Origin of the sequence: Sutcliffiella deserti (assembly GCF_020037475.1) — a bacterium.
Taxonomy (GTDB): domain Bacteria; phylum Bacillota; class Bacilli; order Bacillales; family Bacillaceae_I; genus Sutcliffiella_A; species Sutcliffiella_A deserti.
Map to the genome: position 1 here is coordinate 555764 of NZ_JAIQDB010000002.1, position 24752 is coordinate 580515.

General features: G+C 40.8%; 27 protein-coding genes. 22 read left to right on the plus strand and 5 right to left on the minus strand.

What is annotated here, in order from left to right; genetic code table 11:
* Window positions 1-183 precede the first annotated feature (183 nt).
* From K9B36_RS07980 to K9B36_RS08035, 12 genes are all read left to right on the plus strand, one after another.
* Entirely contained in the window at window positions 184-1284 is a 1101-nt protein-coding gene (locus tag K9B36_RS07980) for a glycoside hydrolase family 88/105 protein (RefSeq protein WP_223701490.1), read from the plus strand.
* Between the two features lie 28 nt (window positions 1285-1312).
* On the plus strand, window positions 1313-1864 hold the full coding sequence (locus K9B36_RS07985) for a hypothetical protein (RefSeq protein WP_223701491.1): 552 nt from the start codon (window positions 1313-1315) through the stop codon (window positions 1862-1864).
* Window positions 1861-3138 (plus strand): Gfo/Idh/MocA family protein, encoded by a 1278-nt coding sequence (locus K9B36_RS07990; RefSeq protein ID WP_223701492.1) that lies wholly within the window; start codon window positions 1861-1863, stop codon window positions 3136-3138. Before K9B36_RS07985 ends, K9B36_RS07990 begins: the two co-directional genes overlap by 4 nt.
* A 205-nt stretch (window positions 3139-3343) precedes the next feature.
* Entirely contained in the window at window positions 3344-4003 is a 660-nt protein-coding gene (locus K9B36_RS07995) for a YesL family protein (protein WP_223701493.1), read from the plus strand.
* Between the two features lie 17 nt (window positions 4004-4020).
* On the plus strand, window positions 4021-4785 hold the full coding sequence (gene kduD, locus K9B36_RS08000; protein WP_223701494.1) for a 2-dehydro-3-deoxy-D-gluconate 5-dehydrogenase KduD: 765 nt from the start codon (window positions 4021-4023) through the stop codon (window positions 4783-4785).
* 190 nt (window positions 4786-4975) lie between these two features.
* Complete coding sequence (gene kduI / locus K9B36_RS08005; protein ID WP_223701495.1) at window positions 4976-5806, plus strand: 5-dehydro-4-deoxy-D-glucuronate isomerase; 831 nt, start codon at window positions 4976-4978, stop codon at window positions 5804-5806.
* A 253-nt stretch (window positions 5807-6059) separates the two neighbouring features.
* On the plus strand, window positions 6060-7013 hold the full coding sequence (locus K9B36_RS08010) for a sugar kinase (protein WP_223701496.1): 954 nt from the start codon (window positions 6060-6062) through the stop codon (window positions 7011-7013).
* A gap of 28 nt (window positions 7014-7041) precedes the next feature.
* Window positions 7042-8538, plus strand: a complete 1497-nt coding sequence (locus tag K9B36_RS08015) for a UxaA family hydrolase (protein WP_223701497.1) — start codon at window positions 7042-7044, stop codon at window positions 8536-8538.
* Window positions 8539-8551: 13 nt separating this feature from the next.
* Window positions 8552-10084 carry a tagaturonate reductase gene (locus K9B36_RS08020; protein ID WP_223701498.1) on the plus strand — a complete coding sequence of 511 codons (1533 nt, stop codon included), beginning with the start codon at window positions 8552-8554 and terminating at the stop codon, window positions 10082-10084.
* A gap of 12 nt (window positions 10085-10096) precedes the next feature.
* A complete protein-coding gene (locus K9B36_RS08025; protein ID WP_223701499.1) occupies window positions 10097-11362 on the plus strand; it encodes a glucuronate isomerase in 1266 nt (421 codons plus the stop codon).
* Window positions 11363-11478: 116 nt separating this feature from the next.
* Entirely contained in the window at window positions 11479-12135 is a 657-nt protein-coding gene (locus tag K9B36_RS08030; RefSeq protein WP_223701500.1) for a bifunctional 4-hydroxy-2-oxoglutarate aldolase/2-dehydro-3-deoxy-phosphogluconate aldolase, read from the plus strand.
* Window positions 12113-12796: a rhamnogalacturonan acetylesterase gene (locus tag K9B36_RS08035; protein WP_317889865.1), complete on the plus strand. Its 684-nt coding sequence runs from the start codon at window positions 12113-12115 to the stop codon at window positions 12794-12796. Before K9B36_RS08030 ends, K9B36_RS08035 begins: the two co-directional genes overlap by 23 nt.
* Window positions 12797-12945: 149 nt before the next feature.
* Here K9B36_RS08035 and K9B36_RS08040 read toward each other — a convergent pair whose 3' ends face one another.
* Entirely contained in the window at window positions 12946-13341 is a 396-nt protein-coding gene (locus K9B36_RS08040; protein WP_223701502.1) for a hypothetical protein, read from the minus strand.
* A gap of 90 nt (window positions 13342-13431) precedes the next feature.
* Window positions 13432-14283, minus strand: a complete 852-nt coding sequence (locus K9B36_RS08045; RefSeq protein ID WP_223701503.1) for an SDR family oxidoreductase — start codon at window positions 14281-14283, stop codon at window positions 13432-13434.
* A gap of 188 nt (window positions 14284-14471) precedes the next feature.
* On the opposite strand from K9B36_RS08045, the gene K9B36_RS08050 reads away from it, so the two are divergent.
* A complete protein-coding gene (locus K9B36_RS08050; protein ID WP_223701504.1) occupies window positions 14472-15092 on the plus strand; it encodes an SIMPL domain-containing protein in 621 nt (206 codons plus the stop codon).
* Between the two features lie 89 nt (window positions 15093-15181).
* On the opposite strand, the gene K9B36_RS08055 is transcribed toward K9B36_RS08050, so the two are convergent.
* A complete protein-coding gene (locus tag K9B36_RS08055) occupies window positions 15182-15496 on the minus strand; it encodes an ArsR/SmtB family transcription factor (protein ID WP_223701505.1) in 315 nt (104 codons plus the stop codon).
* A 369-nt stretch (window positions 15497-15865) separates the two neighbouring features.
* Here K9B36_RS08055 and K9B36_RS08060 point away from each other — a divergent pair, with 369 nt between their 5' ends.
* The 5 genes from K9B36_RS08060 to K9B36_RS08080 all read left to right on the plus strand — a co-directional run bounded on the left by K9B36_RS08060 (window position 15866) and on the right by K9B36_RS08080 (window position 19479).
* Window positions 15866-16288: a hotdog fold thioesterase gene (locus K9B36_RS08060; protein WP_223701506.1), complete on the plus strand. Its 423-nt coding sequence runs from the start codon at window positions 15866-15868 to the stop codon at window positions 16286-16288.
* Window positions 16289-16985: 697 nt separating this feature from the next.
* Window positions 16986-17399 (plus strand): DUF4262 domain-containing protein, encoded by a 414-nt coding sequence (locus K9B36_RS08065; protein WP_223701507.1) that lies wholly within the window; start codon window positions 16986-16988, stop codon window positions 17397-17399.
* A gap of 165 nt (window positions 17400-17564) precedes the next feature.
* Window positions 17565-18158 carry a hypothetical protein gene (locus tag K9B36_RS08070; protein WP_223701508.1) on the plus strand — a complete coding sequence of 198 codons (594 nt, stop codon included), beginning with the start codon at window positions 17565-17567 and terminating at the stop codon, window positions 18156-18158.
* 117 nt (window positions 18159-18275) lie between these two features.
* Window positions 18276-18842: a suppressor of fused domain protein gene (locus K9B36_RS08075; protein ID WP_223701509.1), complete on the plus strand. Its 567-nt coding sequence runs from the start codon at window positions 18276-18278 to the stop codon at window positions 18840-18842.
* Window positions 18843-18942: 100 nt separating this feature from the next.
* A complete protein-coding gene (locus K9B36_RS08080; protein ID WP_223701510.1) occupies window positions 18943-19479 on the plus strand; it encodes a hypothetical protein in 537 nt (178 codons plus the stop codon).
* A 713-nt stretch (window positions 19480-20192) separates the two neighbouring features.
* On the opposite strand, the gene K9B36_RS08085 is transcribed toward K9B36_RS08080, so the two are convergent.
* The gene (locus K9B36_RS08085) at window positions 20193-21383 is read right to left on the minus strand and encodes an MFS transporter (protein WP_263399294.1); all 1191 of its coding nucleotides are present in this window, start codon (window positions 21381-21383) and stop codon (window positions 20193-20195) included.
* Between the two features lie 223 nt (window positions 21384-21606).
* Between K9B36_RS08085 and kapD the strand changes: the two genes are divergently transcribed.
* A complete protein-coding gene (gene kapD / locus K9B36_RS08090; RefSeq protein ID WP_223701511.1) occupies window positions 21607-22230 on the plus strand; it encodes a 3'-5' exonuclease KapD in 624 nt (207 codons plus the stop codon).
* Window positions 22231-22268: 38 nt separating this feature from the next.
* On the opposite strand, the gene K9B36_RS08095 is transcribed toward kapD, so the two are convergent.
* A complete protein-coding gene (locus tag K9B36_RS08095; protein WP_223701512.1) occupies window positions 22269-22649 on the minus strand; it encodes a kinase-associated lipoprotein B in 381 nt (126 codons plus the stop codon).
* A 93-nt stretch (window positions 22650-22742) separates the two neighbouring features.
* Between K9B36_RS08095 and K9B36_RS08100 the strand changes: the two genes are divergently transcribed.
* The 3 genes from K9B36_RS08100 to K9B36_RS08110 all read left to right on the plus strand — a co-directional run bounded on the left by K9B36_RS08100 (window position 22743) and on the right by K9B36_RS08110 (window position 24539).
* Window positions 22743-23435 (plus strand): peptidylprolyl isomerase, encoded by a 693-nt coding sequence (locus tag K9B36_RS08100; protein ID WP_223701513.1) that lies wholly within the window; start codon window positions 22743-22745, stop codon window positions 23433-23435.
* Window positions 23436-23486: 51 nt separating this feature from the next.
* Window positions 23487-23690, plus strand: a complete 204-nt coding sequence (locus K9B36_RS08105; RefSeq protein ID WP_223701514.1) for a hypothetical protein — start codon at window positions 23487-23489, stop codon at window positions 23688-23690.
* A 279-nt stretch (window positions 23691-23969) separates the two neighbouring features.
* Complete coding sequence (locus K9B36_RS08110; protein WP_223701515.1) at window positions 23970-24539, plus strand: superoxide dismutase family protein; 570 nt, start codon at window positions 23970-23972, stop codon at window positions 24537-24539.
* The last annotated feature ends 213 nt before the right edge of the window (window positions 24540-24752 follow it).

Consider the following 24752-nt stretch of genomic DNA (forward strand, 5'->3'; position numbering starts at 1 on the left):
CTAAATACGGCAATTTTTAAAGGTTATCATTTTATGATTGTATCGGTGATGAGCAGAAAGAGATAAGTTAGAAATAACAAAAAGACAGAAATATCGAAAAATAGTTTCGAACCGACTAACTTCTGTCTTAGAAGAATCAAATAGTAAAATGATATCGCTTACAAAGAGAAAAGGAGAATGAAAATGACAGATGCCATTAAAGTGAAAACGCCATTATACTATGCAGAAAAAATAAGTGAGACGCTGATGAACACATACACCACCTCCGAGCTGCCCCCGGCTAACCGCTGGCACTACCATCAGGGAGTGTTTCTTTGCGGAATGCTTCGAGTGTGGGAGCATACTTCCGAGGAAAAGTATTATGACTATGCTAAATCCTATGTGGATCATCTAATTGATGACAATGGAAACTTCTACTTTGCACGTGATGAACTGGATTCCATTCAGGCAGGACTGCTATTATTCTCCATCTATAAACGTACAGGGGAAAAGAAATACGAAGTGGCAGCCCGAAAGCTCCGCGACCTCTATCCCACATTGAATGTAACGAGTGAAGGTGGCTTCTGGCATAAAGACAAATATCCTTACCAAATGTGGCTGGACGGTTTGTATATGGGCGGACCCTATGCATTGACCTATGCAAGGGACTTTCAAGAACCTGAACTTGTAAATATGGTCACTCATCAGGAGCAGTTGATGAGAAAGTACACAAAAGATGCTAAAACAGGATTGTACTATCACGGTTGGGATGAAAAGGGTGCACAACCCTGGGTGAATAAGGACAATCATTGTGCACCTGAATTCTGGGGAAGGGCACTTGGCTGGTATGGACTGGCGGTCATTGACATGATCGACTTGCTGCCTTCCGGTCACCCGAAGCGTGATGAATGGATCCATGTCGTTCAAGAATATGTAAAGTCCGTTTCAACCTATCAGGATGATAAGAGCGGGTTATGGTATCAGGTGATTGATAAAGGACATTTGGAAGATAACTGGTTGGAAACATCGTGCTCCAGCTTGTTCATCTACACCATAGCAAAAGCGGTTTCAAAAGGATATGTAGGAAAAGAATATGCCGATGTGGCGAAAAAAGGGTTTGAAGGAATAATTCAGTACAAAGCGGAGGAAACCGAAAAAGACGGATTGATTCTGAAAGATATCTGTATTGGGACATCTATTGGCACCTACGACTACTATGTGAACAGGGAATGCAGCCAAAATGACCTGCATGGTGCAGGTTCCTTCATCTTTGCTTGTCTGGAAATGGAGAAACTGCTCGGATAGAACATTAACTTTTTGGGGAGGAAGATCGATGTCTTCAGTTAGAAAAAAACAGCCGATTTTCTTGTGCCTGCTAACAGCATTCCTATTACTGATGCTTACGGCATGCCAGGGGAAGGAAGAAGGCTTTCAAATCCTCGTTTATGCAGATCTTCCCCAAGAGTCTGTCCTGTTGGGCAAGAATGTTCTGGAAGATGTTGATCTTGATGAAGAAGAGATTAATATACAGTTGTATCCAGGAATGTTGGAGAGACTTATGGTGGATATCGTCGGTCACACAGGAGACATTCTAATTATTGAGAAAGAAATGCTTCCTGCCATCCTGGATCCGGTGGGGCTTGAGCCTCTTGATACAGTGGTGGATTTAAAGAGTTTTATGGATAGTAGTGAATTGAAAGCACAGGATGAAAATGGGGATGAACACATCTATGCGCTTCCGGTTTCTGCCGATTTGCCGATTTTTAATGACTTACCTATCCAATCCGAATTGGTTGCGGTTATTCCGAAGTACAGCAGTCATAGAGAAGAGGCATTGAAGATTATCGAGCAATTCATGGACGAAAGAAAGCTGGTGCTCCGATGAAAAGATATGCAATCTGCGGTATAAGCAATCGGGCGTTGAACATGTTTATAAAACCATTGTTGACAACCTTTGCTACGGATAATTGCATTGTCGGCCTGTTGGATGGTGATCCATTGCGATTTGAAGTATGTAAACAACAGTATCCCGAATTGGCTGTCACCCCTATATTCAGGCCTGGGGATTTCGAACAGATGATCCAGGAGACTAAGCCGGATGCCATCATTGTTGCGGGGAGAGATGATACTCATGTCGACTATATTGTGCTGGGACTAAAATACGACCTCGAAGTCATCACCGAAAAGCCGATGGTTACAACTATGGTTGATGCCAATCGGGTTCTTACAGCAGAAAAGTTGAGTAAAGGGAAGGTTGTCGTCACTTTCAATTACAGATACAGTCCTATCCATCGCAAAATTAAAGAATTTATCCAGAAAGGGCACATCGGAAGAGTAACTTCGATTGATCTAAACTGGACCATCGATACATATCACGGAGCAAGCTATTTTAAAAGGTGGAACCGTCAAAGGGATTTCTCTGGAGGGCTATCTATCCATAAATCGAGCCATCACTTCGACCTTGTAAATTGGTGGATTGACCAGAATCCTGTTCAGGTATTTGCAATTGGTGACCGTCATTATTATGGGGAAAATGGGGAGCATAACCCTTCCAAAAAAGATGGCCGGCATTGTGAAAGCTGTGCCGAAAGACAGAAATGCTCCTATCATATGCGTTGGAGTTCCAGAGGTAGTAGTACAAAGGTTAAAGATGATCACCTCCTTGAAAGTTTGGAAAACACCAATCTATACACAGACTATCGTCCAGATGCATGCATATTCGACTCCGGAATTGATATCGAGGATACATATGCTGCTGTTGTGAAGTACGACCAAGGGGCCTTGCTCAGTTATTCAGTGAATTTCTCAGCTCCTTATGAGGGCTACAGATTGGCGATCAATGGTACAAAAGGAAGGATTGAAACGACGGAATACCATGAACCAAGCCGTATTCCTTTTCCGATTCCAATGCAACAGACAATCGATTATTTCCCGCTATTCGGCTCGAAGGAAATCATTCATGTGGTACATACAGAAGGCGGACATGGCGGGGGAGACCCTTTGCTTCTGGAGGATCTGTTTCTTGGCCCCGACCCGGCAAGGGAGTATGAAATTTTGGCGGGAGCAAAAGCTGGAGCGTACTCCATTGCTGTCGGGGAAGGGGTTTGGCGTTCCTGTGTGGAGAACAAACCCTATGATATAAAACGAATTGATGTTTAAAAAAGGCTGTTTTCGCATTGATTGTTGCTTTTACGTATGTTTGTACAACATGTTACCACCGTTGCTGTCGTGCTCTTTTCCTTTTTAACTTAAAAAGCTACCACTTAATTTGAAGTGAAAAGGACAGTGAAAAATCCAATAGCCGATTTTTTACGGGCTTACAGCAACAATCTTTACGAAAAGAGCTTTAAAAAAAGAAGAAAGGATGATTGGAATGGATATGGGAGGGCTTTGGGGAGGGTTCTATAATGTCAGTCAAGTTATTGCCAGGTTGGCCTACCTTAACCTGCTGTGGATCAGCTTCACAGTGTTGGGAGGAATCGCATTCGGGATAATGCCTGCAACAATCGCCGTTTTTTCCCTGATCAGAAAGTGGCGTCAAGGAGAGAGCGATCTGCCTATCATCAAGACGTTCTGGCACTATTACAAGAAGGAATTCCTTAAATCCAACCTCCTTGGCATCGTGCTCGTTATACTTGGATACCTTCTCTATCTTAATTTGACCCTTTTACAGGGGGATGCATTAGTTTTGATCATTTTGAGATATGTAATGCTATTCTGTTGTATCCTTTTCTTCATTATGTCGCTGATGATTTTCCAAGTGTATGTGAGTTATAAAATGCCATTTTTGCAGTACTTAAAATCGGCATTATTGATCGGGCTTACTTACCCTCACCTTTTACTGCTAATGGTCGTCGGAATTATTCTTCTGCAATATCTCTTAATGTTCATTCCGGGCATCATCCCGTTTTTCAGCATAAGTCTTCTGGCATATATGATGACCTGTGTGACAGATTTCATTTTTATCAAAGTGGAAAGTAAAGATCAATCAATGGAAAGCAACAATGAGGTAGTTCCAACTTAAACAGAGGAGGAATGGAAATGGACACTTCTAATAAATGGTTTTCGTTACATGGTAAGACAGCCTTAATCACAGGAGCAAGAACCGGAATCGGTCAGGCAATTGCCGTTGGCTTGGCAAAAGCAGGTGCGAAAGTTGTCCTTGTAGGCCACAGGGATAATATGCAGGATACAGAATTAAAAGTGGAACAGCTTGGTGGAAGCTATGAAACGTTCTTAATGGACCTGTCCAAGGTGGAAGAAGTAAAGGGGAAATGTGAAGAGATTCTGGCTTCCCTTAGCATCGACATTGTCGTGAACAACGCAGGCATTATCAGAAGGGAACCTGCTGTTTCCCATTCCCTGGAGGATTGGCAGGCGGCGATGGACACAAATATTAATTCCGTGTTCCTTCTCTGTCAAGCATTTGCCAAACCTATGCTGGAGCGGGAAAAGGGGAAAATCATCAATATAGCCTCCCTGTTATCGTTTCAGGGGGGAATTACCGTCCCTGGATATGCAGCAAGTAAACATGCGATAGCCGGATTAACTAAAGCTTTGGCAAATGAATGGGGAGCATCAGGAATTCAGGTCAATGCCATTGCTCCGGGGTATATCGCAACAAATAATACGGAAGCACTTCGAAATAACGAGGAAAGAAATGCATCCATTCTTTCTAGGATTCCTGCAGGGAGATGGGGAAAACCCGATGACCTGGTAGGTGCGGCAGTTTTTCTCGCATCAGATGCTTCCGACTATGTGAACGGTCATGTACTGATGGTGGACGGCGGTTGGATGGCAAGATAAAACTGATTTAATAGAGTTTTTAGCTTTTGATTGGAGCAAATGGCGTAGACTCCAGCGGGAGAGTAGCGACAATCTTGAGACCACGCAGGGCAAAGCCCGAGGAGGCTCAAGGTCGCCCGCGGAAAGCGAAGCCATTTGCGGAGATCAACAGCGGAGTTTAAGAGAATTAAATAAAAGGAGAGATGTAGAAATGGAAGTTAGATACGCAGGAAGTCCTCAAGAAGCGAAAACATTTACAACAGAACGTCTAAGAAGTGAATTTTTAATAGAATCATTGTTTGTACAGGGAGAGATCAATATGGTCTATTCCCACTATGATCGTGTAGTGATGGGAGGGGCCATCCCGACTGATTCTCCATTGAAGCTTGAAGGAAGTGCAACACTTCAGACTGACTACTTTTTAGAAAGAAGAGAAGTGGGCATCATCAATATCGGAGCTAAAGGGAAAGTGATGGTGGACGGCGAGGAATATGAGCTAAACAAACGTGATTGCCTTTATGTGGGACTTGGAAAAGAGGCTGTCACTTTTCATAGCTTGGATAGTGCAGATCCTGCCAAATTCTATCTTGTTTCGGCATTGGCACATAAAGAGTACCCAACCCGTGTTCTTCCAATCGAAGATGCAGAACCAGTCAAGCTTGGTTCTGACAGCGAATCAAATAAAAGAACCATTTATAAATACATCCATGAAGAGGGGTTACAGAGCTGCCAGCTAATGATGGGGATGACATTGCTTGAGCCGAACAATATGTGGAACACAATGCCGGCCCATATCCATGACCGTCGAATGGAGGTCTATCTGTATTTTGATATGGATGAAGAATCAAGAGTCTTTCATTTGATGGGTGAGCCAAGTGAAACACGCCATCTTGTGGTGAAAAACGAGCAGGCTGTCATCTCCCCTCCATGGTCTATCCATTCCGGAATGGGTACCAACAATTATACCTTCATCTGGGCAATGGCCGGAGAGAACTATACATTCAAGGATATGGAATTTGTCAAAATGGAAGATCTAAAATAAAAAATTGTAACTTATATCTCCTGTAGATTGATGTGCAAGGGGTGAGACTCCTCCGGGAGGTAGCAGTAGACTTGAGACCCCCTCATGCGAAGGGAGGATGCTCAAGCACCGCCCCGCAAAAAGCGAACACCTTGAACGAAGGGAAACAGGGAGTTAATTGGAATGTTCAGTAAAAAAGAGATCGAGAAGCATATTCTCGGTCTCTACTACTATCAACTATAAAAGACTATGAAAAACAGGAGGAGGCAAATGGATGGATGTTGTAACAATCGGAGAATCAATGGTGCTCTTTACACCTGAGTCTTCTCCTTTAATGAGGTATTCCCACACCTTTTCAAGAAAATTCGGTGGTGCCGAGTCCAATGTGGCAATCGGTCTGGCAAGACTTGGGCATCGGAGCGGCTGGATCAGCAAAGTGGGGAATGATGAGTTCGGAAAAGCGATGGTCGGATTTATTCGGGGGGAAGGAGTAGATGTGAGTCATGTCACCTTCAGTGATGAAGCAGCTACAGGCATTTATTTTAAAGAAGTAAGACGTGCTAACGATGTAAGGGTTGAATATTACCGGAAAGGATCTGCTGCCAGTACCATGCAGCCATATGAACTGGATCCTTCCTACATCGCCACATCCAGATTTCTTCACATTACCGGCATCACACCCGCTTTAAGCGATTCTTGCTACGAAACGGTGAAAAAAGCTGTTGAAATTGCTAAGCAACATGGCATAAAGGTGGTATTTGATCCGAATCTGCGAAGAAAGCTTTGGTCAGAGGAAAGGGCTAGGGAGGTATTGCTAGAGCTAGCCTCACTTGCTGACATCATTTTACCAGGAATAGATGAGGGCAGGTTCATGTTTGGAGTTGATGATCCGGAGAAATTGGGGAATCTTTTCCTTCAAAACGGCAGTGCATTGGTCATTTTAAAGGTTGGAGCAAAGGGGGCCTTTTATTTTACGGAAAAAGAAAGTGCACTAGTTCCGGGGTATCCGGTCGAAGAGGTGGTAGATCCCGTTGGAGCAGGAGATGGCTTTGCTGCTGGAGTCCTGTCTGGTTTATTGGATGGGATATCATTAGACGCCGCGGTAGCAAGAGGCAATGCTGTCGGAGCCATGGCAACCATGGTTCAGGGAGATTTTGAAGGGTTGCCGGAAAGATCGGAAATCGAAAGGTTCACTCAACAGACAAACCTGGAAGATGTCCATAGATAACAAATTCTGAAGATACTAGGAGGTCCTTATGAAACCGGATTACATTGCAGTCCACAAAGAAGACAATGTACTTGTCACATTAAAAGAGTTTCAAGAAGGAGAGCAAATCGAAGTCGCCGAGCAGAGCATCACCTTAAAACAGAGGGTTCCTGCGGGTCATAAAATTGCTTCAAGTGATATACAGGCAGGGGAAAATATTGTGAAGTACGGCTATCCGATCGGGCATGCGAGTGAAAAGATCGAAGCCGGGGAGTGGGTTCATACCCATAATACAAAAACAAACCTTGCAGGGACATTGGAATACGAATATGCACCTGTTAAAGAAAAATTGGAACATGCCTATATAGAGGAAAAAACCTTTCAAGGATTTGTACGTGCAAATGGGGATATCGGAATCCGGAACGAAATTTGGATCATCAATACAGTAGGCTGCATCAATAAAACCGCCGAATTACTCGCAAAAATGGGGGATGCGCAGCTGAAGGATGAGGGCATTGATGGATTCTATCATTATGCGCACCTTTTCGGGTGTTCACAATTGGGGGATGACCTCCACAATACACAAAAAATCTTGAGCAATCTTGTTCATCATCCCAATGCTGGGGGTGTGCTTGTACTTGGATTGGGATGTGAAAACAATCACCTTGCAGAGTTCAAGAAAGTGCTTGGCGATGTGGATGAGAACCAGGTGAAGTTCCTTGGGGTCCAGGATGCCGAGGATGAGATCGAAGAGGGATTTGCCTTGCTTAAAGAGCTTACCGATTATGTGAGAACCTTCAAACGCCAGCCGGTTCCCGTTTCGAAACTGAAGGTGGGGTTGAAGTGCGGAGGGTCGGACGGTTTCTCCGGAATTACTGGTAACCCCCTTGTCGGAGCTTTTTCTGACAAGTTGATTTCGTATGGTGGCACAACAGTCCTTACAGAAGTGCCCGAAATGTTTGGCGCCGAAACCATTCTGATGGAAAGGGCCAAGGATGAGCAGGTGTTTAGCAAAATCGTGGACCTTGTCAATGATTTCAAGGAATACTTTATCAAGCATGACCAGGTAGTCTATGAAAACCCTTCTCCTGGGAACAAGGCAGGAGGCATTACGACATTGGAAGAGAAATCCCTGGGTTGCGTTCAAAAAGGCGGATTTGCCACCATCGAGGATGTTCTGCCATACGGAGGGAGAGTGACGAAGCCCGGGCTGAACCTACTGCAGGGCCCAGGTAACGACCTTGTATCGGTTACGGCATTATCCGCAGCTGGCGCGCACATTGTCTTATTCACAACCGGAAGAGGGACACCATTCGGTGGACCTGTTCCAACGGTGAAGATCTCGACCAACTCGGACCTTTACAAGAGAAAAAGCAATTGGATCGACTTTAATGCAGGAGAGCTTGTACAAGGAAAAAACATCGAGAGGCTGACAGAGGAGATGTTTGAATATGTTCTGAAGCTTGCCTCAGGTGAAATACGTACCCACAACGAAAAGAATGGATTCAAGGAAATTTCCATTTTCAAAGACGGAGTTATTCTATAAAGGAGGTGCTGAAATGAATCAGTTTAAGTTGGGAAAATCACTACATCCTGAAGAAGTTGCAGCAGGGGTCAACTATGAAGTCCAGGATAACCTGCCTGAAAGAATCATCCAATTCGGGGAAGGGAATTTTCTCAGGGGATTTGTGGACTGGATGGTTCATGAGATGAATAAGCAGGGATTGTTCAACGGTAAAGTGGTGGCCATTCAACCTACACCACATGGAAAAGTGGTCCCGAAATTGAATGCCCAAGATGGCCTGTACACGCTCACTCTCAGGGGAATGGTCAACGGGGAGAAGGTTGATAAGAATGAGATCATCTCTTCCATTTCAAGAGGCATCAACCCCTATTCAGATTGGCGGGAAGTATTAAAGGTAGCCGAATCACCCGATATTCGGTTTGTGTTCTCCAATACTACAGAAGCTGGTCTCACTTACTTGGAGGAAGATTATGACGGAAACTCATCGCCTCTTTCTTTTCCAGGTAAATTGGCTGCTTTTCTACAACATCGTTTTCAAGTGATGGGTGGGGGCAAGGAGAATGGACTGACCATCATCCCATGTGAGCTTGTCGAGAACAATGGGGAGGTATTGAAGAACCTGGTGCTTCGCTATGCAGAAGAGTGGAGTTTTGCAAAGGAATGTGTGGAATGGATTAAAACGGACAACAGATTCTGCAATACACTTGTAGATCGGATTGTAACAGGCTACCCAAGGGACAATGAAGAGGAATTTCGTCAAAAGCTCGGATATGAAGATGTTCTCATGACGGTGGGGGAACCTTATCACCTGTTTGTGATAGAGGCCGGTGAAGAAGTGTCAAACAGCCTGCCTTTTACACAAGCCGGATTGAATGTGAAATGGGGAGATGTGACACCGCAGCGAAACATGAAAGTAAGACTGCTGAATGGACCTCATACAATGATGTTTGCAACCTGCTATCTATCAGGAGCGGAAACCGTGTTGGACGCTATGAAGGATTCTGATTTGCGGGAGTTTGTTGAGAAGGGGCTCTACCAGGAAATCCTTCCTTATGTTGCTATGGATGAAGAGGAAAAGAAAAAGTTTGCCGATTCTGTCGTCGAGAGGTTCTTGAATCCTTTTACAAAGCACTATTTAAATGATATTGGGATGAACGCTGTATATAAATTCAAGTCAAGACTCGTACCATCGCTTAAGGACTATGTCAGGGAGAGGAAGGAGCTCCCCGGTGCCATCGCTTTTTCCCTGGCAGCATTAATCGTGTACTACAAGCCAATTAGAGTCGAGGGAGACTTCCTTATAGGAAAAAGAGAAGATACTGAATATGTCATACGCGACAACAAAGAAGCTATTTCCTTGTTCCAATCTGGTTGGAATGAGTTCAAGGAAGATGAGATGGATGTGAAGGAACTGGTTTCTTATGTACTGCAGGAAAAAGAGCTGTGGGACATGGATTTAAGGGAAATCCCCGAATTAAAGGAAGCAGTTACACAGCATGTGGAAAAAATATTGTCGGCCGGGATGAAGGAAAGCGTTAAACAGCTGCTGCAAAAAGTTAATAAATAGGAGGAATGGAAGATGAAAATTACAAATTACGATTTACTGGTAGAAACGGTTAATGAGGTAGTCCAAAACCAGCATGTTACAGATATGCATACCCATCTGTACTCACCGAACTTCGGGGACATTCTATTATGGGATATTGATGAGCTGTTGACCTATCATTATCTGGTTGCAGAAGTGATGAGATGGTCGGACCTTTCCGTTGATAAATTCTGGAAGCTGTCCAAGCAGGAACAGGCAGATCATATTTGGCAAAAACTCTTTATCGAGCACTCGCCAGTGAGTGAGGCCTGCCGCGGTGTCCTTACTTGTTTAAAAGGCTTTGGACTAGACCCATCTACAAGGAGCCTGGAGTCTTACAGAGAATATTTTGCTTCCAAAACAAGAGAAGAGCATGTGGATAAAGTATTGGAACTGGCAAAGGTGGATCATGTGGTGATGACGAATGATCCATTTGACGATAAAGAGCGGGAAGTTTGGTTGAGCGGAGTAAAGCCGAACGAACGCTTTCATGCTGCATTAAGAATCGACCCCCTGCTGAATGATTACAAAAATGCCAAAAAACGTCTTGTGGAATGGGGCTACAAGGTGGAAGAGGAATGGAATGAGCAGTCTGTAAACGAAGTGAAGCGTTTCTTAACGGATTGGATGGGCATCATGAATCCACTATACATGGCTGTTTCCCTGCCACCTTCCTTTGCCTTCCCGGAGGAATCGGACAGAGGAAGAATCATCAAGGATTGTATCCTGCCATTGTGCGAGGAAGCGGGCATCCCATTTGCAATGATGGTCGGTGTGAAGAAACGAGTGAACCCGTCCCTTGGTGATGCAGGAGACTATGTTGGAAAAGCGGGCATGGAAGGGCTGGAGTACCTTTTGGCTAATTACCCGAACAACAAATTCTTCTGCACGATGCTAGCCCGTGAAAACCAGCATGAACTGGTCGTCCTGGCGAGGAAGTTCCGCAACCTGATGGTATTCGGATGCTGGTGGTTCACTAATAACCCTGTACTGATTAATGAAATGACCCGCATGCGTTTAGAGATGCTCGGAACCAGTATGATTCCACAGCATTCGGATGCACGTGTGCTCGACCAGCTTATCTATAAATGGGATCACTCAAAAGAAATCATTTCCGGTATTTTAATAGAAAAATATAATGATCTACTGAGAACAGGGTGGGAGCTTGAACGTTCTGAAATTGAACGGGATGTAGCCGACATGTTCTACAATAACTTCTGGGAATTTGTAGGGAAGAAGGAACTGGTTCCCACAAAATAAGAAGGTTCTGCGGAAAGCAAAGTCTCTTACGGAAAGCAACAACGATGTTTAAAAGAGCCTATAAGAAAAGCTCACTCTTTTGGAGCTGGGCTGCATGGTTTGAAGGAGGAACACGGATGAGTCTAGTAAATAAAATAAAAGATGTCGGGGTGGTAGCGGTCATTAGGGGGGCAACGGAATCCAACATCCTTGCCATAGCCAAATCATTAAGTGCAGGCGGTGTAAAGGCACTTGAAATAACAGTGGAAACACCAAGAGTATTTGCATTGATTGAAAAGGTCGCATCGGAAATGCCGGAGGATGTTATTGTAGGGGCAGGAACCGTATTGGATCCTGAAACAGCCAGATCTGCTATCATGGCAGGTTCTAAATTCATCTTTTCCCCCACCGTGAATACAGACACGATAAAAATGACAAAGCGCTACGGGGCGATAAGCATTCCCGGTGCCATGACCCCAACAGAGATACTCACTGCATATGAACATGGGGCAGATATGATCAAGGTGTTCCCTGCAAACATTGTCGGAGCAGGATACTTCAAAGATGTACGAGGACCGCTTCCACACATTCCACTCATGGCAACGGGAGGAATCTCTTTGGAAAATGTGGGTGACTATATCCGGGCCGGTGCGGTAGCGGTAGGAGCTGGAAGTACACTCATAAATACAAAAGTAGAATTTACGGAAGAGCATAGCCGCAATGTAACGGAAACTGCTGCAAGTTTTGTACGCAGGGTCGAGCAGGCAAGGGGTGGACTGCTTGAAAAAGTGTAAAGTTTTCCTTGCAGGTGATTCCACAATGAGCGAATATTCGGAGTCGGTGGCTCCCAGGACTGGATGGGGACAGGTGCTAGGTAAGTACCTGCCTCCATCCATCCAGGTTATCAATAAAGCAACAAGCGGACGAAGCTCTAAAAGCTTCATCGATGAAGGAAGGTTGGAAGAGATTTCAACAGATATAGAGCAGGGGGATTATCTTCTTATTCAATTCGGTCATAATGACCAAAAAGAAGATGAGTTGAGACGGACTCTTCCGTTCTCCACCTATCAATCCTATTTGCTAGAATATCTCGAAGTTGCCTTTCGTAAGGGAGCCACTCCTATCCTGATTACACCAGTTCAGAGAAGAAGCTTTGATGATCAAGGAGAGTTTTATGACACACATGGGGAATATCCACAGGCAATGAGAGAGTTAGCTTCTGAAAAGAATGTAGTGTTAGTGGATTTGTCCACATTATCGAAAGACTTATTCACTTTGTTGGGGAGTGAAAAAACAAAGAGTCTGTTTCTTTGGCTTTCTCCAAAGGAGCATCCCAATTATCCTGATGGTGTGGATGATAACACACATTTCTCCTCGTATGGCGCGAAAAAGGTGGCGGAGTTGGTGGCACCGGCTTTGCAATCCATTATTGGAATAGGAAAGATGAAGGAATAGAAAGGTTTATCTACTCTTTAAGAGGAATCATCCATGGACAAGCGGTGAAAGTTGCCGGTTGTCTTTTGTGTAGTCCATCGACTTATCAGCTTGTCAAAATCATATCGCTTTATAGCCGTACTACATTGAGCAGGAAAGTAAACTCCTGCTTAAACCTTCCAACGAAGCGCTATAGTCAAATGGCAGCAGTCTGTTTCTCCTGGAGCGGAAGATAGCTTTAAGTTAATGCCGTCGGGGGTGTAATTGATTTCCATCTTGCTATGAATGCCTGTAGATTTTAAAAGCTCCTCCACTTTCTCCATTTTTCCTTCTTGGGCTGCATTCATTACAGAGGAGGCAAATTCCTTTGATTCAGAAAGTTTTTGAAGAATTTGACTTGCCTCCTTCATCAGGCTTTGCATCTTTACAGCAGATTCGGTAAAAACAGTTGGATCTACTTCCGGGTAAGGTCTAAATGACGGATTCGGTCCATAATACGCCGGATATACAGGCAAATAACTTCCTTTTGGATAATAGTGGGGCTGTGGGTATTGGTGATAGTACACTAGAAACCCTCCAATAACGAATTTTTGTACACCTTACACTATATGAGTAAAAAATTGTTTTGGAGAGTTGTCAGCAAAAGGAATAGAAGGTTACTTGTTTTTTCCTTTAAGTTGGTTCCTTACTAGTAGCTCCCACCATTTCCATGGGAGAAGCCTTTTGACAAATAAAGAAAGCTTGACGCCTTTTCCTACTTTATAACGGAGTGCAGGTGACCTCTTTGAGTTTGCTACCCTTACTACTACATCCGCTACAGCTAAAGGATCGCCATAGCTGCTTTTTTCAGCTTGTAATCTTTCATTTATACTTGTAAACATAGATTTATAAGGAGAGGTAGGGTGATTTGTCATTTTTGCTAAATGGGTCCCGCTTGTCCAAATATTAGTTTGAAAGGAACCAGGCTCAATTAGGACTACGTCAATTCCAAAGGGTTGTACCTCTATCCGCAGACTTTCGCTATATCCTTCAAGGGCATGTTTACTTGATACATATGGCGAAAGAGATGGGAAGCCAATTAAGCCGCTAATGGAGCTGATATTTATTATTTTTCCGCCACCTTGCTTCCGCATCATCGGAAGTACAGCATTGGTTACACGAATCACACCGAAGAAGTTTGTCTCAAATTGCAATTTATATTCTGCTATAGAGAGTTCCTCAGCAAACCCTGCCATGGCAAAGCCGGCATTGTTAATTAACACGTCAATTTGTTTAATTTTCTCTAACTGAATCTTAAAGCGCTCGATTGAATGGTCCTCTGCTACGTTCAATATTAAAATGGTCAGATTCTCCTGTTCTTCTTGTGTTAAACCATCTAACACCAAATCCCGTTTAGCTTCCTGTCGAATAGTAGCAATAACATGGTATCCATCCATGAGAAATCTTTTTGTAAAAGCTTTACCGAAACCACCGGAAGCTCCTGTAATGAGTACGGTTTTTTGGTTCATATACAGTCACCTTTCTTACATCGAGATTGTTAGTATTGTAGTTTTCGATAATAAATACATTGATCCATTCATAGACTAAAAGATAAGAACTTTATATTTTTTACGGGGAAAAGTGTCTCGCGATTTATATTTTATGCGCAAATAGCTTATAACCTATATTGCCTTTGCAAAAGAAGGGGTGAATGGTCGTGCCTAACCGTAAGATGCTCGTCGAGGGAACTGCTAAGAAAGAGGTGCAGCCAGACATAGCCTATATTCAAGTCGGGGTACTAACCTCTAGTCCAGATGTTCAAATTGCTCAAGAAGAAAATAGAATAAGAGCCAATCGTATGGTAGGAGCACTCCTGCAAACGGGAATACAGCAAAAAGATATAGAAACTGCTTCGTACACCTCGTTTCCTAGGTATACGGAACAAACAGGTGAACAAGTTTTGACTTCCTATGAAGTACGTCATATTTTTCGTATAACTGTGCGAGAAGTTCAAAACTCGGGTTCCGTTATTGACACTGCTTTTGAAAATGGAGCGAATATTTCAGAAAGCTTGTCATTTGAGGTTTCAAACTACCAGGAGATCTACAAATATGTTCTTCAGAAGGCAATGATAAATGGCTATTCAAAGGCATGTGCCATTGCTCAAACACTTGGTGTCCCATTGGATCCAATACCAATCAAAGTGGAAGAAGTGACCCAACAGGTCTTTTTTGGACCAAGATACACTAGTTTTGCTTTACAAGAAGAAACAAGTACTCCTATTGAGCCCAAAGAAATAACGGTAACAGCTTCAGTGAATCTGGAATATGTTTATTAACAATTAAAATAAAAATTCACAATAAAACAGACCGATCCTAATTCATGTTATTTATCATGAGGGAACGGTCTGTTTTTACCCTAAAAACACTATCTGAACAAGCAGCAAAGTTCTTCTGATAAAAGGTTGTTCACCTCTTGCTGATTCAGAGAATAATAGCTCCATGTTCCTCTCGTTTCTTTTATAATTACTTCCGCATCAAGTAAGATCTTGAGATGATAAGAAAGTTTCGATTGAGTCATTCCAACTATTGGAACCATATCACAAACACACATGGCACCATTTTGGCAAAGAAGGTTCATAATATGCAGCCGTTTTTTATCCGCTACCGCCTTGTATTTCGCTTCGTACTTCTCAAATGTTTCTTCTAATGAAATATCATTTAGAGGGATTTCTTTTTCCATTTATTACACCTCTATACTTCCTATATTGGATAGTTCCATTATATGCGATAAGTTTGTGGTGCTCAACAACCATCACCTATTAGAATCAGAATTACTGAAGGAGGGAGCAAAATGTGGGACTGGTCTGCCTTACTTCCCGTTTTTATATTCTTTACTGTATACTTCCTTGCAGCAGTAGTATTATTAAGAAAGAAATAATAAGGTTTTTTCGTAAAGTTTGTTGCTATAAGCCTGTGAAAAATCGGCTAATGGATTTTTTACTGCCCAATTCACATTAAATTAAGAGGTAGCTCTTTAAGTTAAAAAGGAAAAGAGCACGACAGCAACGATGGTTACGTGTTGTACAAACATACGTAAAAGCAACAATCAATGCGAAAACAGCCAATAATAAAAAGGAGGAGAAAAAAGGTGGAGCTTAACAATACACTAATTGAACTATTAGGAATCGAAATAGTGGAACTATCAGAAGAAAGAGCAATAGCAACAATGCCGGTTGACAAGCGAACACACCAACCCTTTGGATTGCTACATGGTGGCGCATCGGTAGCGTTAGCCGAAACCGTTGCAAGTATTGGGACATTTAATCTTATTGATAAAGAAACAGAGATTTGTGTCGGTCTTGAAATTAATGCCAACCACTTAAAAGGGAAAAAAGATGGGGTGGTTACAGCCATTGGGACAGTATTGCATAAAGGTAAAACTACCATGGTATGGGACATTAAGATTGTTGATGAAAACGAAGCACTTATCTGTGTATCCCGTTGCACGATGGCCATCTTAAAGAAGCGGTAACAAACGTAAACACTGCGAATCCCCTCACATATAAAACTTCACACCAAGAAAAATAAAAATTCTACGGCTTTCGTTGCGAACAACAGCGAGGGGGAATGGGGAATTAAAGTATGCTCTTGAAAGAGTCTGGATATTTAAGGATTCCTTTATAGACCGCTGTTTCTCTCCACGAAAGGCTTCGCGTCCGCGGGGTGCTTGGGAAGCCTCCTCGGCTAGCGCCTGCGGGGTCTACCCTAAGCACTACCTCCCGCAGGAGTCTCCGCCTTTCGTTCCAATCCACAGCTGGGAGCACTAGAACTAGATGGTGTTTAAGAAAGACTTTTTAAGAGATTTTATAAGGCACTTATAACTTTAAGTGGTGTCAATCTACTTTGATAAGAGAACACAACATCATCTGAACCACCTTTCTTAGTTTCTGAGTAGTCCTATCTGGGGCATGGAAATAAATAAAAGTCATTAACTTTAAGTAGTTCAGTTTTGGAGTACATAATAAAATAGCAGTCCAAAAAGGACTGCTATTTTATTATGTATTCGTTGATATATTCACTGTTAAAATCGCAGGAATTTCGTAGATGTCACTTTTTATAAGATTATTCTGTAAAAATGTTATTCTTTAAACAGAGCTTATTCAACTAACGAAGCAGGTTAGTTCAATAAGGATTGTTATAATGAAGAAAATACATTGGAGGGAACTCTCTTGGAAAATGAACAATGGGAAAAACAAATGTTAGAAGAATATGGATGGTATATGGATGCAATTTACGCAAAAGAATACGATGAAATTCACGCTAATTATCATACTCACGGAGTTCAAGAAAACTTTAATCATATGGATTTTCAAATAGTGCTTAATATAGACCCTGAAGTTGCAAATGGTATTTTCTTTACCTTAACTGAGGACATAGGCAGTGGAAGAAGGTTTGAGGAAGGCAAAGAATACTCTGACATAATAGAAGGCTTTAAAGTGGCATTTAAACCTTATAGAGAAATGGGACGGGACGTGTTGAGAGTTCTTTTGCCTGATGAAAACGGAGTACTTCCAACTGAAGAGAGTTGTGATGAATTTTATAAAACTCAGCTTGATGATTATGATTTTGATAGTATTGATTAAAAAGTTCTTCTTCAACTAACGGGGGCTTATCTGCAACAAGATAAGCTTCTTTTTTATGGAAATATATCTTGAGTAAATGTCTGATATTTGAAATAATTGGTATTAAGTAATAGGTGCAGAAGAGTTGAATAAGTGAAGTCAGAGGTTAGGAGTTGAAGTAAACGAGTGAGCATTGAAAAGGACATTCAAAAGCAGTTTTATAAAATTTATAAAGGGTTAATTAGCGTTTCAGAATTCGAAGAATGGCTTTATAATACACCTGAAATTGAAAAGGTTTATGGTGATGACTTCTACTTCAACCTACTTGATTTGAATTATAGAGATAGGCACATTAAAAACGAATTAGAGAAAGTTATTGAAGTTAAAATTCCATTTGGTGAGTTTGAACAAATGAGGATTGTTTCACTATTAGAAAATATAATTTATGAAAAAGGTGATTTAGTAGAGGTTTTAGAGCAGGTTTACGACGATTATTGTAAAGGATATTCATTTCTTCGATATTTAGGGTTTAATTATGTTACTGGGATTGATAGTCTTCCTAAACTACAACAAAAAGAAAAATGGGATAAAAACGAATTTGATAGTAAGAGAGAAATCTTAAAAAAATATAAACCTAAAATGGTTAATGAAGCATGTAGATTGTTATCTTTCTTTCAGAATGGACTGTTAAGAATTACTGTTGAAAACGAATATGACGATTATCGTACAGAAGAAGAAAAGATAGAACTAAACAATATTGAACAAATGTTTAATGACTAAATCGTTGTTGTGCTAACGGGTAGCGTTTGTTTAGTCATTTTGTGCTACCGATGCAGGATTGTTGAAGAAGAACGTTTAATTGGTAATGACTGTATTTAAAAAGCTTCGGGAGGAAATATGGATAAATTCATAAAGTTCTTAGAGGATTACTTAGGTGAAATTAAATACGGATGGTCTAAAAACGCAAATGACGAGGAACTCCCATTTCAAGTTATCAAATATGGTAATGGACCTTTTGAGTGCACTGTAACATACTCAACATTAGGTTTGAGTAAATATCCATTGCAATCGTATATGAACGAAAAAGAAATACATCAGGAACTTATATTTGTTTCTGACTCAAGTATGGGAGATATAAATATACCAGCTATATTACAACAAGTTGGGAAAATGTTACTTCAAAAAAATCGTGCTCTTTTAAGGGGAGATGTTATTGGACCTTATGGGGCTTTGTCTACCAACTCAAAATTAGAAGCTCTTTACTCAACAATGCCAGTTTATTTTCCAGATGACTTTCACTCTTATCAAGTGAATGAAGAGTTGACTATTGTGATGACTTGGCTTATACCGATTACTTCACAAGAAGCTCTGTTTATTGAAGAAAATGGATGGAGTAGCTTTGAAGATAAGCTCGAAGATTTAGACCCTGATTTAATTGATTTCAGTCGAGAAAGTATTATTTAGCATTATCATACTTTTTCACTAACGAGGAGCGTTTCTGTAATAAGGCAGGACCGCTTTTTCTTTAACGGGCTGTTAAACATTACAAGCTGGGAGGTAGCTGATGAAAAAAAGAGTAATACTTATTAGTTTGTTAATTATGGCATTATTCTTTGTAGTTTTTTTATATACAATTGTTGACCGACCGAACAACATTGAAGAAGCAATGAAAGAGGTAGGTATAGAAGGTGCTGAAGTATTACATCATCAAATAATAAATATCAATAAGAATGATTCAGTTGTGATATACAAGTTAAAAGAGATGAATGGAATAAGGTTTGGATTAGTAAATGAAGATAGGTATGGCTGGAAGTGGGAACAGCATTTAGGCGATATTAGAATGATTGGTGAATTTAAAAATGGATTTTCATCAGAGTATATATCACTTCCAGAAAGAAATTATTCTGTAATATTCGGTTCAATAATGAATCAAGAACTTGAAAGAGTTACTGTAAGCTATCCGTTTGGATTAGAAAAATACGTTGAGTTAGTCGAGATTGATGAAAAATTAACTGTCTGGTTTACTAAGTGGAATTTCGATGACCGCAGAATTATTATTAAAGCTGGTGGTAAAGAAAATTTCATAAATGAAGAATTGTGAAATATTGTACTTAAAGTAAAGGGAGCTTTAGTTGAAGAAAGAGTCACTTTTCAAACAGTGAACTTGCTATGGATTTTAATCCCTATAAGAGAATGAATTAACCATAATGGATAAAATCCGTTATGGTTTTTTGCTACCATTCCGCAAGTGAATTCGCTACATAAATCACAAGAATAATATAATATTTATTTCAGTGTTTTGAAAAGGCATGGGAATTAACGTGAGAAACCATTAAAAATGAATCAATCGTTATTATATCAACAAAAAATAGCATACTAAATATGTCTATGAATTCGTATGTTAAAAGTATTATTTTTCTTGTTTTGTACTCCAAAACTGAATTACTTACTATAAAGTGATCTACCATGTGGAATGAAGTGGCAGGTGATCGACTCCGGCGGGAGATAGCGGTAGACGGGAGACCCCGCAGGCAAAGCCGAGGAGGCTCCCGCACCGCCCCGCGGAAAGCGAGCACCTGAAACGGAATGGAGCAGGGAGTTTCAACGGAACCCAACCTATTTTGAGTCGAGTGAAAACTCTCATAAACATTGAGTAAAAAGGGCTCGGCTATTAAGTCCTCCCACCCTGTGGAACGGAAAGGAACAGGGACTCTTACCAGCACCAAGTTACTATGTGTTATTTGTAACTGTCTATAAAAAAAGAGCAATTAAGCGGGAAAACCCACTTAATTACTCTTTTTTTTCACCTTATGATTATGATTCCACTGTTTTCTCCGCTCTCTCTGGATGGGTAATGCTATAAAGAAGAATAATCCCCGAACATAAAAGGATAAAGCTAGTTACATAGAATACGGAAGTTATCCCATAAAAACTAGAAATAATTCCCCCCATAGCTGGACCGATCACATTGCCTAAAAAGCGGAAGCTAACATTGTATCCAAGAACCTCACCCTGCATCGATAAAGGGGCAGCGGTACGAATATAGGCTGTCATGCAAGGGATCAATCCTCCGACAACCATTCCGAATAGAAAACGGAACAATACAAGCTGCCACAATGAAGTGGCAAGAGCTTGCGGAATGAAAAGCAAGGAGCTTGAAAACATCAGAATCACAATCACTTTTTCATGACCTATCTTATCCCCAAGCTTTCCCCAGTTACGAGCCGCAAGTAAATTTCCGAAGCCTGTTGCTGAAAAGGCAAATCCAGCAAGTAAGGCGATGTTGCCTGCGCCAGTTAATTCCCCGACATAGAGTGCTAGAAGCGGCTGAATGCTAAAGTTGGCGGCCTGGATCAATAATGATAGAATCATAATCTTTAATAGAATCGGTTTGTGTAATATATAGGATACTACTTCTTTACGAGTATATTGCTTTTCTTTTGAATCTAATTGTTTGTCCCTATTCTCATTGATGCCGAATGCTACGAGTATCACAGCTAAGTATATAATTCCGGCTGTAATAAAAAAGGTATAGGTAAAGCCAAAGGAGTCTGCTAACATGCCTCCTATTAATGGACCTAATAATCCTCCAGAAACGGTTCCTGTTTGAAGAGTTCCGAGTGTCTTGCCAGCTATTTCTTTGGACGTTTGTGCAGAGATTAAAGCCATGGAGGTAGGAATAAACCCAGTTGCAAAACCCATGAAGATACGTAAGACAAAAAGCCCATGAACGCTATCAACAAAACTCATCAATAGGATACTAGTCGCAATTCCTGAACCAGTAAGTATTAGTATTGGTTTAAAGCCATACTTATCCCCTATTCGTCCCCATATTGGAGAAACGAAGAACGCCGTTAAGAAAGTGATTCCAAAAATAAAACCTGACCAGCGTTGTACATAAGAATCGGAGTAATCTCCGAACGTTTCAATGAATAAAGATAGAAAAGGGAGGATCATAGTAGCACTCGCAGCAACGAAAAAGTTCGCAAACCACATAATGAACATATTCCGTCCTGAAGTTGAAATTATACTCACCTTCTTTAGAAATTTCGGATATTAAATATTTCGTATAACTAAATAATACCTGATTAACGAAAAAAATCAACATATAGCAGAGAATTAGGCTATTTTTTTTGAAAAGTGTATTAATTTAGTGCTTAAAACATATCTTGTCGTGATATAATAAAGTATAAAAAATTCTGAAAATTAAGAGAAGGGAGGGTGTAGGATGAATTTTCCTCCAATATTTTTATTTATCGACTTTGAGTTTACGATGCCTGAGAATAAACATTACCCCAAAAATTTCTTTCCAGAAATAATTGAAGCAGGGATTGTTGCTGTGGAGAATGACAAAATAATAAAGCAATATTCCGCTTATATACAACCAAAGGCCTTCCCGATATTGACTAACCGCTGTAAGTCTTTTTTAAATATTAGTCAAAAAGTAGTAGATGAGGGAGTGAGCTTTTTTGAGCTGATTCATTTATTAGAATCATTTCAAGCCCATGAAAGAGGAACGGTCATTACGTGGGGGAACATGGATATGAAGGTTTTGAGAAATAACTGTAACTACCATGGGTTATCGTTTCCGCTACCGTGCAAACAAGTGGATCTGTCGTTGGAATATAAACGGTTCTTTGGTGATCAAAATCAAACCGGTCTTTGGAAAGCTGTTCAGGAATATGGAAAAGAGGGAACAGGGAAACATCATCGAGCCTTAGACGATGCACTTACTACCTATAATATTTTTCAGCTAGTGGAGAAGGATAAAAGCTATTTAGCTAGACCAAAACCAACCACAATAGGAGATCGAATCGATTTATCAAAAATATTAAATAAATTTGCATTATAAAAGCCAAATCACTCCATAGGTGATTTGGCTTTTGTACTTTAAAGTTTATATTCTTTTTCTAATACAGCTAGATTTTCCAAGCATTTCTTTGCCCATGTACTCGAATCATTTTCTAACGTTTCTTTCGCGTTTTCTAATGAAATTTTTAAAGATTCTTTGTAATCTATTATTTCTCCCTCGTAAAGCTTGACCATATTTTTGGGGATATTTGTTTGCTCACGAAAAGCGAGTGCACGTCGCTCATGAAATAAAGGCACATCAACTTCCTTTGGTGCGTGCAAATCGCCTTGTTGTGGATGCTTTAATACTGCTTTTACTCTAATTAAATAATGCATCGGCCTTATGTCTGTTATTTCCCCGATATATTTTCCTGTTTTATAAATACCTGTTACGGTACTGCCTAATTGAATATCCTCCATCCTTAGACCCCTTTCTGTTAATATATGATGATTTTTTTATTCATTTCTAGTAATATCTTCTATAAAGAATATATTATGGAGTGTGAAGACCAGATGAAGAAAAAAAGGATGTTCGCATTACTTGTTCTATTACTACTTATTGTAGCAGTATTATTAGTCCAATGTACAAGCAACAAAGATAATACTGAAGAAACTAATGGGGAAGGTGGGAGCTATAAATACAAAATTGAGGATGACGAAGTGGAAATCACCACTTCTAAAGGGAAAATCGTTGTCGAGCTATACCCGGATGCTGCACCAAAGGCAGTGGAGAATTTTGTGACACATGCAGCAAATGGTTATTATGATGGAATCATTTTTCATCGTGTTATTGAGGACTTTATGATTCAGACCGGTGATCCCCAAGGAACTGGAATGGGTGGAGAGAGTATCTGGGGAGAGCCCTTTGAAGATGAATTTTCTGAGAATCATCCTCACCGTAACGGAGCTCTTTCAATGGCCAACTCAGGTCCAACTACAAACGGGAGCCAATTTTTTATTGTCCAAGCTCCAGAAGTAACTGAAGATATGATTGCTCAAATGGAAGATGCGGGTTTTCCAGAAGAAACAATTAATCAGTATAAAGAACATGGTGGAACTCCATGGCTTGATAACAAACATACTGTTTTTGGACAAGTAGTTGAAGGTATGGATGTGGTTAACGCCATTGCACAGGTAGAAGTAGAGGAAACTTCTGCTAAGCCAACCGAAGACATTGTCATTGAAAGCATGAAGGTGATAAAATAAAGATGCTTTAATATTTACAGGCTTTATTAAACGAAAGGTTGTGTAACCAACTTGCTTCAAGCCTATGCATTACAATTGTTTCTCTATTTTCCCGAAGATAAAACAGAATATATTCCTGCAGGTATCACCTTTGCCATTTTTTTTGTGGCTGCCATCTTCTTCTTTAGATTGATCGTAAAAATTTCTAATAAAGAGTCAGAAAAAGCGAAGGAACTTGAAGAGCGTTTAAAGCGGGATAATATTATAAAAGAGTAGTCTATATACCAAAAGAGGAAAGCCGTAATAAGGTTTTCCTCTTTTTTATATGGCGTTGTTAATGAGTAGTGTTGATAATAGTGTAAATCTAGCTAAAGATTGGAGCCGCGTAGCCTTTTGCGGAAATCTTCAGCGGCGTATCGCACCGCCTTTTATAATATTGTCTGTCCCGCTTTAACAAATTCCTACCTGATCTAATAATTTATCTCCTAACATTAATAGTTTTCCTCAAAAAAGGAAAGACTTAGAAAAAAGGTTAAGATGGATGGAGGAGAACGTATGCGTAAATCAATCTTATGTTTTAGTTTACTTTCATTAACTGTGTTAAACGGTTGTATGGAGGAGGAGATAAAATCTTTAGATGTTGAGATATTTAATGCAACAAGTGATAGCTTAGGAGTTGCAAAGGTCTCTGAGGGTCCAGATGGGGTTAAGATTGAGCTTAATCTAGAAGGTTTGCCGCCGGGTGAGCACGGAATACATATTCATGAAACAGGCTTATGCGATGCACCGGATTTTAAGAGCGCAGGAAACCACTTTAACCCTGATGACAAGGAACACGGGCTTATGCATCCAGAAGGTGCCCATGTTGGTGATCTTCCCAACATTATTGTAGAAGATGACGGGACAGTCATCGCAGAATTAATGGCCCCTGCTGCCACTTTAAAAGACGGAAAAACCTCGCTATTTGGCAAGGACGGTACAGCACTTATTATTACAGAGGAGCCAGATGATGGAATGACTCAACCGACAGGAGAATCTGGTGAAAGAATCGCGTGCGGCGTTATCTCAAAAGAGGTGGCGGAAAAGAAAGAAGCAGTTGAAGAACCAGTAGAGGAAGAAGAATAATAAAAGTGCACTACTTTGAAGTAGTAGGAGTAAAAAAAGCATAGCAAATCAGCAGACCACTTCTCTAACGAAATGGTCTTTTTAGTTTAACAGAGGAACCTAGCAGATAGATATTCGAGAGCAAAGGTAGCTATAAAGCAACAGGGAGTTAAAATTTCACACTCCTCTTTTATGATAGTTTAAGGACTACCTATCTTAAGAGTAAAGTATGAA

Bases quoted from the DNA above. Each gene is read 5' to 3' on its own strand.
- K9B36_RS07990 (WP_223701492.1), top strand. From the start codon at position 1,861: ATGAAAAGATATGCAATCTGCGGTATAAGCAATCGGGCGTTGAACATG.
- K9B36_RS08020 (WP_223701498.1), top strand. From the start codon at position 8,552: ATGAATCAGTTTAAGTTGGGAAAATCACTACATCCTGAAGAAGTTGCA.
- kapD (WP_223701511.1), top strand. From the start codon at position 21,607: ATGAATTTTCCTCCAATATTTTTATTTATCGACTTTGAGTTTACGATG.
- K9B36_RS08030 (WP_223701500.1), top strand. From the start codon at position 11,479: ATGAGTCTAGTAAATAAAATAAAAGATGTCGGGGTGGTAGCGGTCATT.
- K9B36_RS08045 (WP_223701503.1), bottom strand. From the start codon at position 14,283: ATGAACCAAAAAACCGTACTCATTACAGGAGCTTCCGGTGGTTTCGGT.
- K9B36_RS08100 (WP_223701513.1), top strand. From the start codon at position 22,743: ATGAAGAAAAAAAGGATGTTCGCATTACTTGTTCTATTACTACTTATT.
- K9B36_RS08060 (WP_223701506.1), top strand. From the start codon at position 15,866: ATGCGAAAACAGCCAATAATAAAAAGGAGGAGAAAAAAGGTGGAGCTT.
- K9B36_RS07995 (WP_223701493.1), top strand. From the start codon at position 3,344: ATGATTGGAATGGATATGGGAGGGCTTTGGGGAGGGTTCTATAATGTC.
- K9B36_RS08080 (WP_223701510.1), top strand. From the start codon at position 18,943: ATGAAAAAAAGAGTAATACTTATTAGTTTGTTAATTATGGCATTATTC.
- K9B36_RS08110 (WP_223701515.1), top strand. From the start codon at position 23,970: ATGCGTAAATCAATCTTATGTTTTAGTTTACTTTCATTAACTGTGTTA.
- K9B36_RS07985 (WP_223701491.1), top strand. From the start codon at position 1,313: ATGTCTTCAGTTAGAAAAAAACAGCCGATTTTCTTGTGCCTGCTAACA.
- K9B36_RS08025 (WP_223701499.1), top strand. From the start codon at position 10,097: ATGAAAATTACAAATTACGATTTACTGGTAGAAACGGTTAATGAGGTA.
- K9B36_RS07980 (WP_223701490.1), top strand. From the start codon at position 184: ATGACAGATGCCATTAAAGTGAAAACGCCATTATACTATGCAGAAAAA.
- K9B36_RS08015 (WP_223701497.1), top strand. From the start codon at position 7,042: ATGAAACCGGATTACATTGCAGTCCACAAAGAAGACAATGTACTTGTC.
- K9B36_RS08095 (WP_223701512.1), bottom strand. From the start codon at position 22,649: ATGGAGGATATTCAATTAGGCAGTACCGTAACAGGTATTTATAAAACA.
- K9B36_RS08055 (WP_223701505.1), bottom strand. From the start codon at position 15,496: ATGGAAAAAGAAATCCCTCTAAATGATATTTCATTAGAAGAAACATTT.
- K9B36_RS08075 (WP_223701509.1), top strand. From the start codon at position 18,276: ATGGATAAATTCATAAAGTTCTTAGAGGATTACTTAGGTGAAATTAAA.
- K9B36_RS08010 (WP_223701496.1), top strand. From the start codon at position 6,060: ATGGATGTTGTAACAATCGGAGAATCAATGGTGCTCTTTACACCTGAG.
- kduD (WP_223701494.1), top strand. From the start codon at position 4,021: ATGGACACTTCTAATAAATGGTTTTCGTTACATGGTAAGACAGCCTTA.
- kduI (WP_223701495.1), top strand. From the start codon at position 4,976: ATGGAAGTTAGATACGCAGGAAGTCCTCAAGAAGCGAAAACATTTACA.
- K9B36_RS08085 (WP_263399294.1), bottom strand. From the start codon at position 21,383: ATGTTCATTATGTGGTTTGCGAACTTTTTCGTTGCTGCGAGTGCTACT.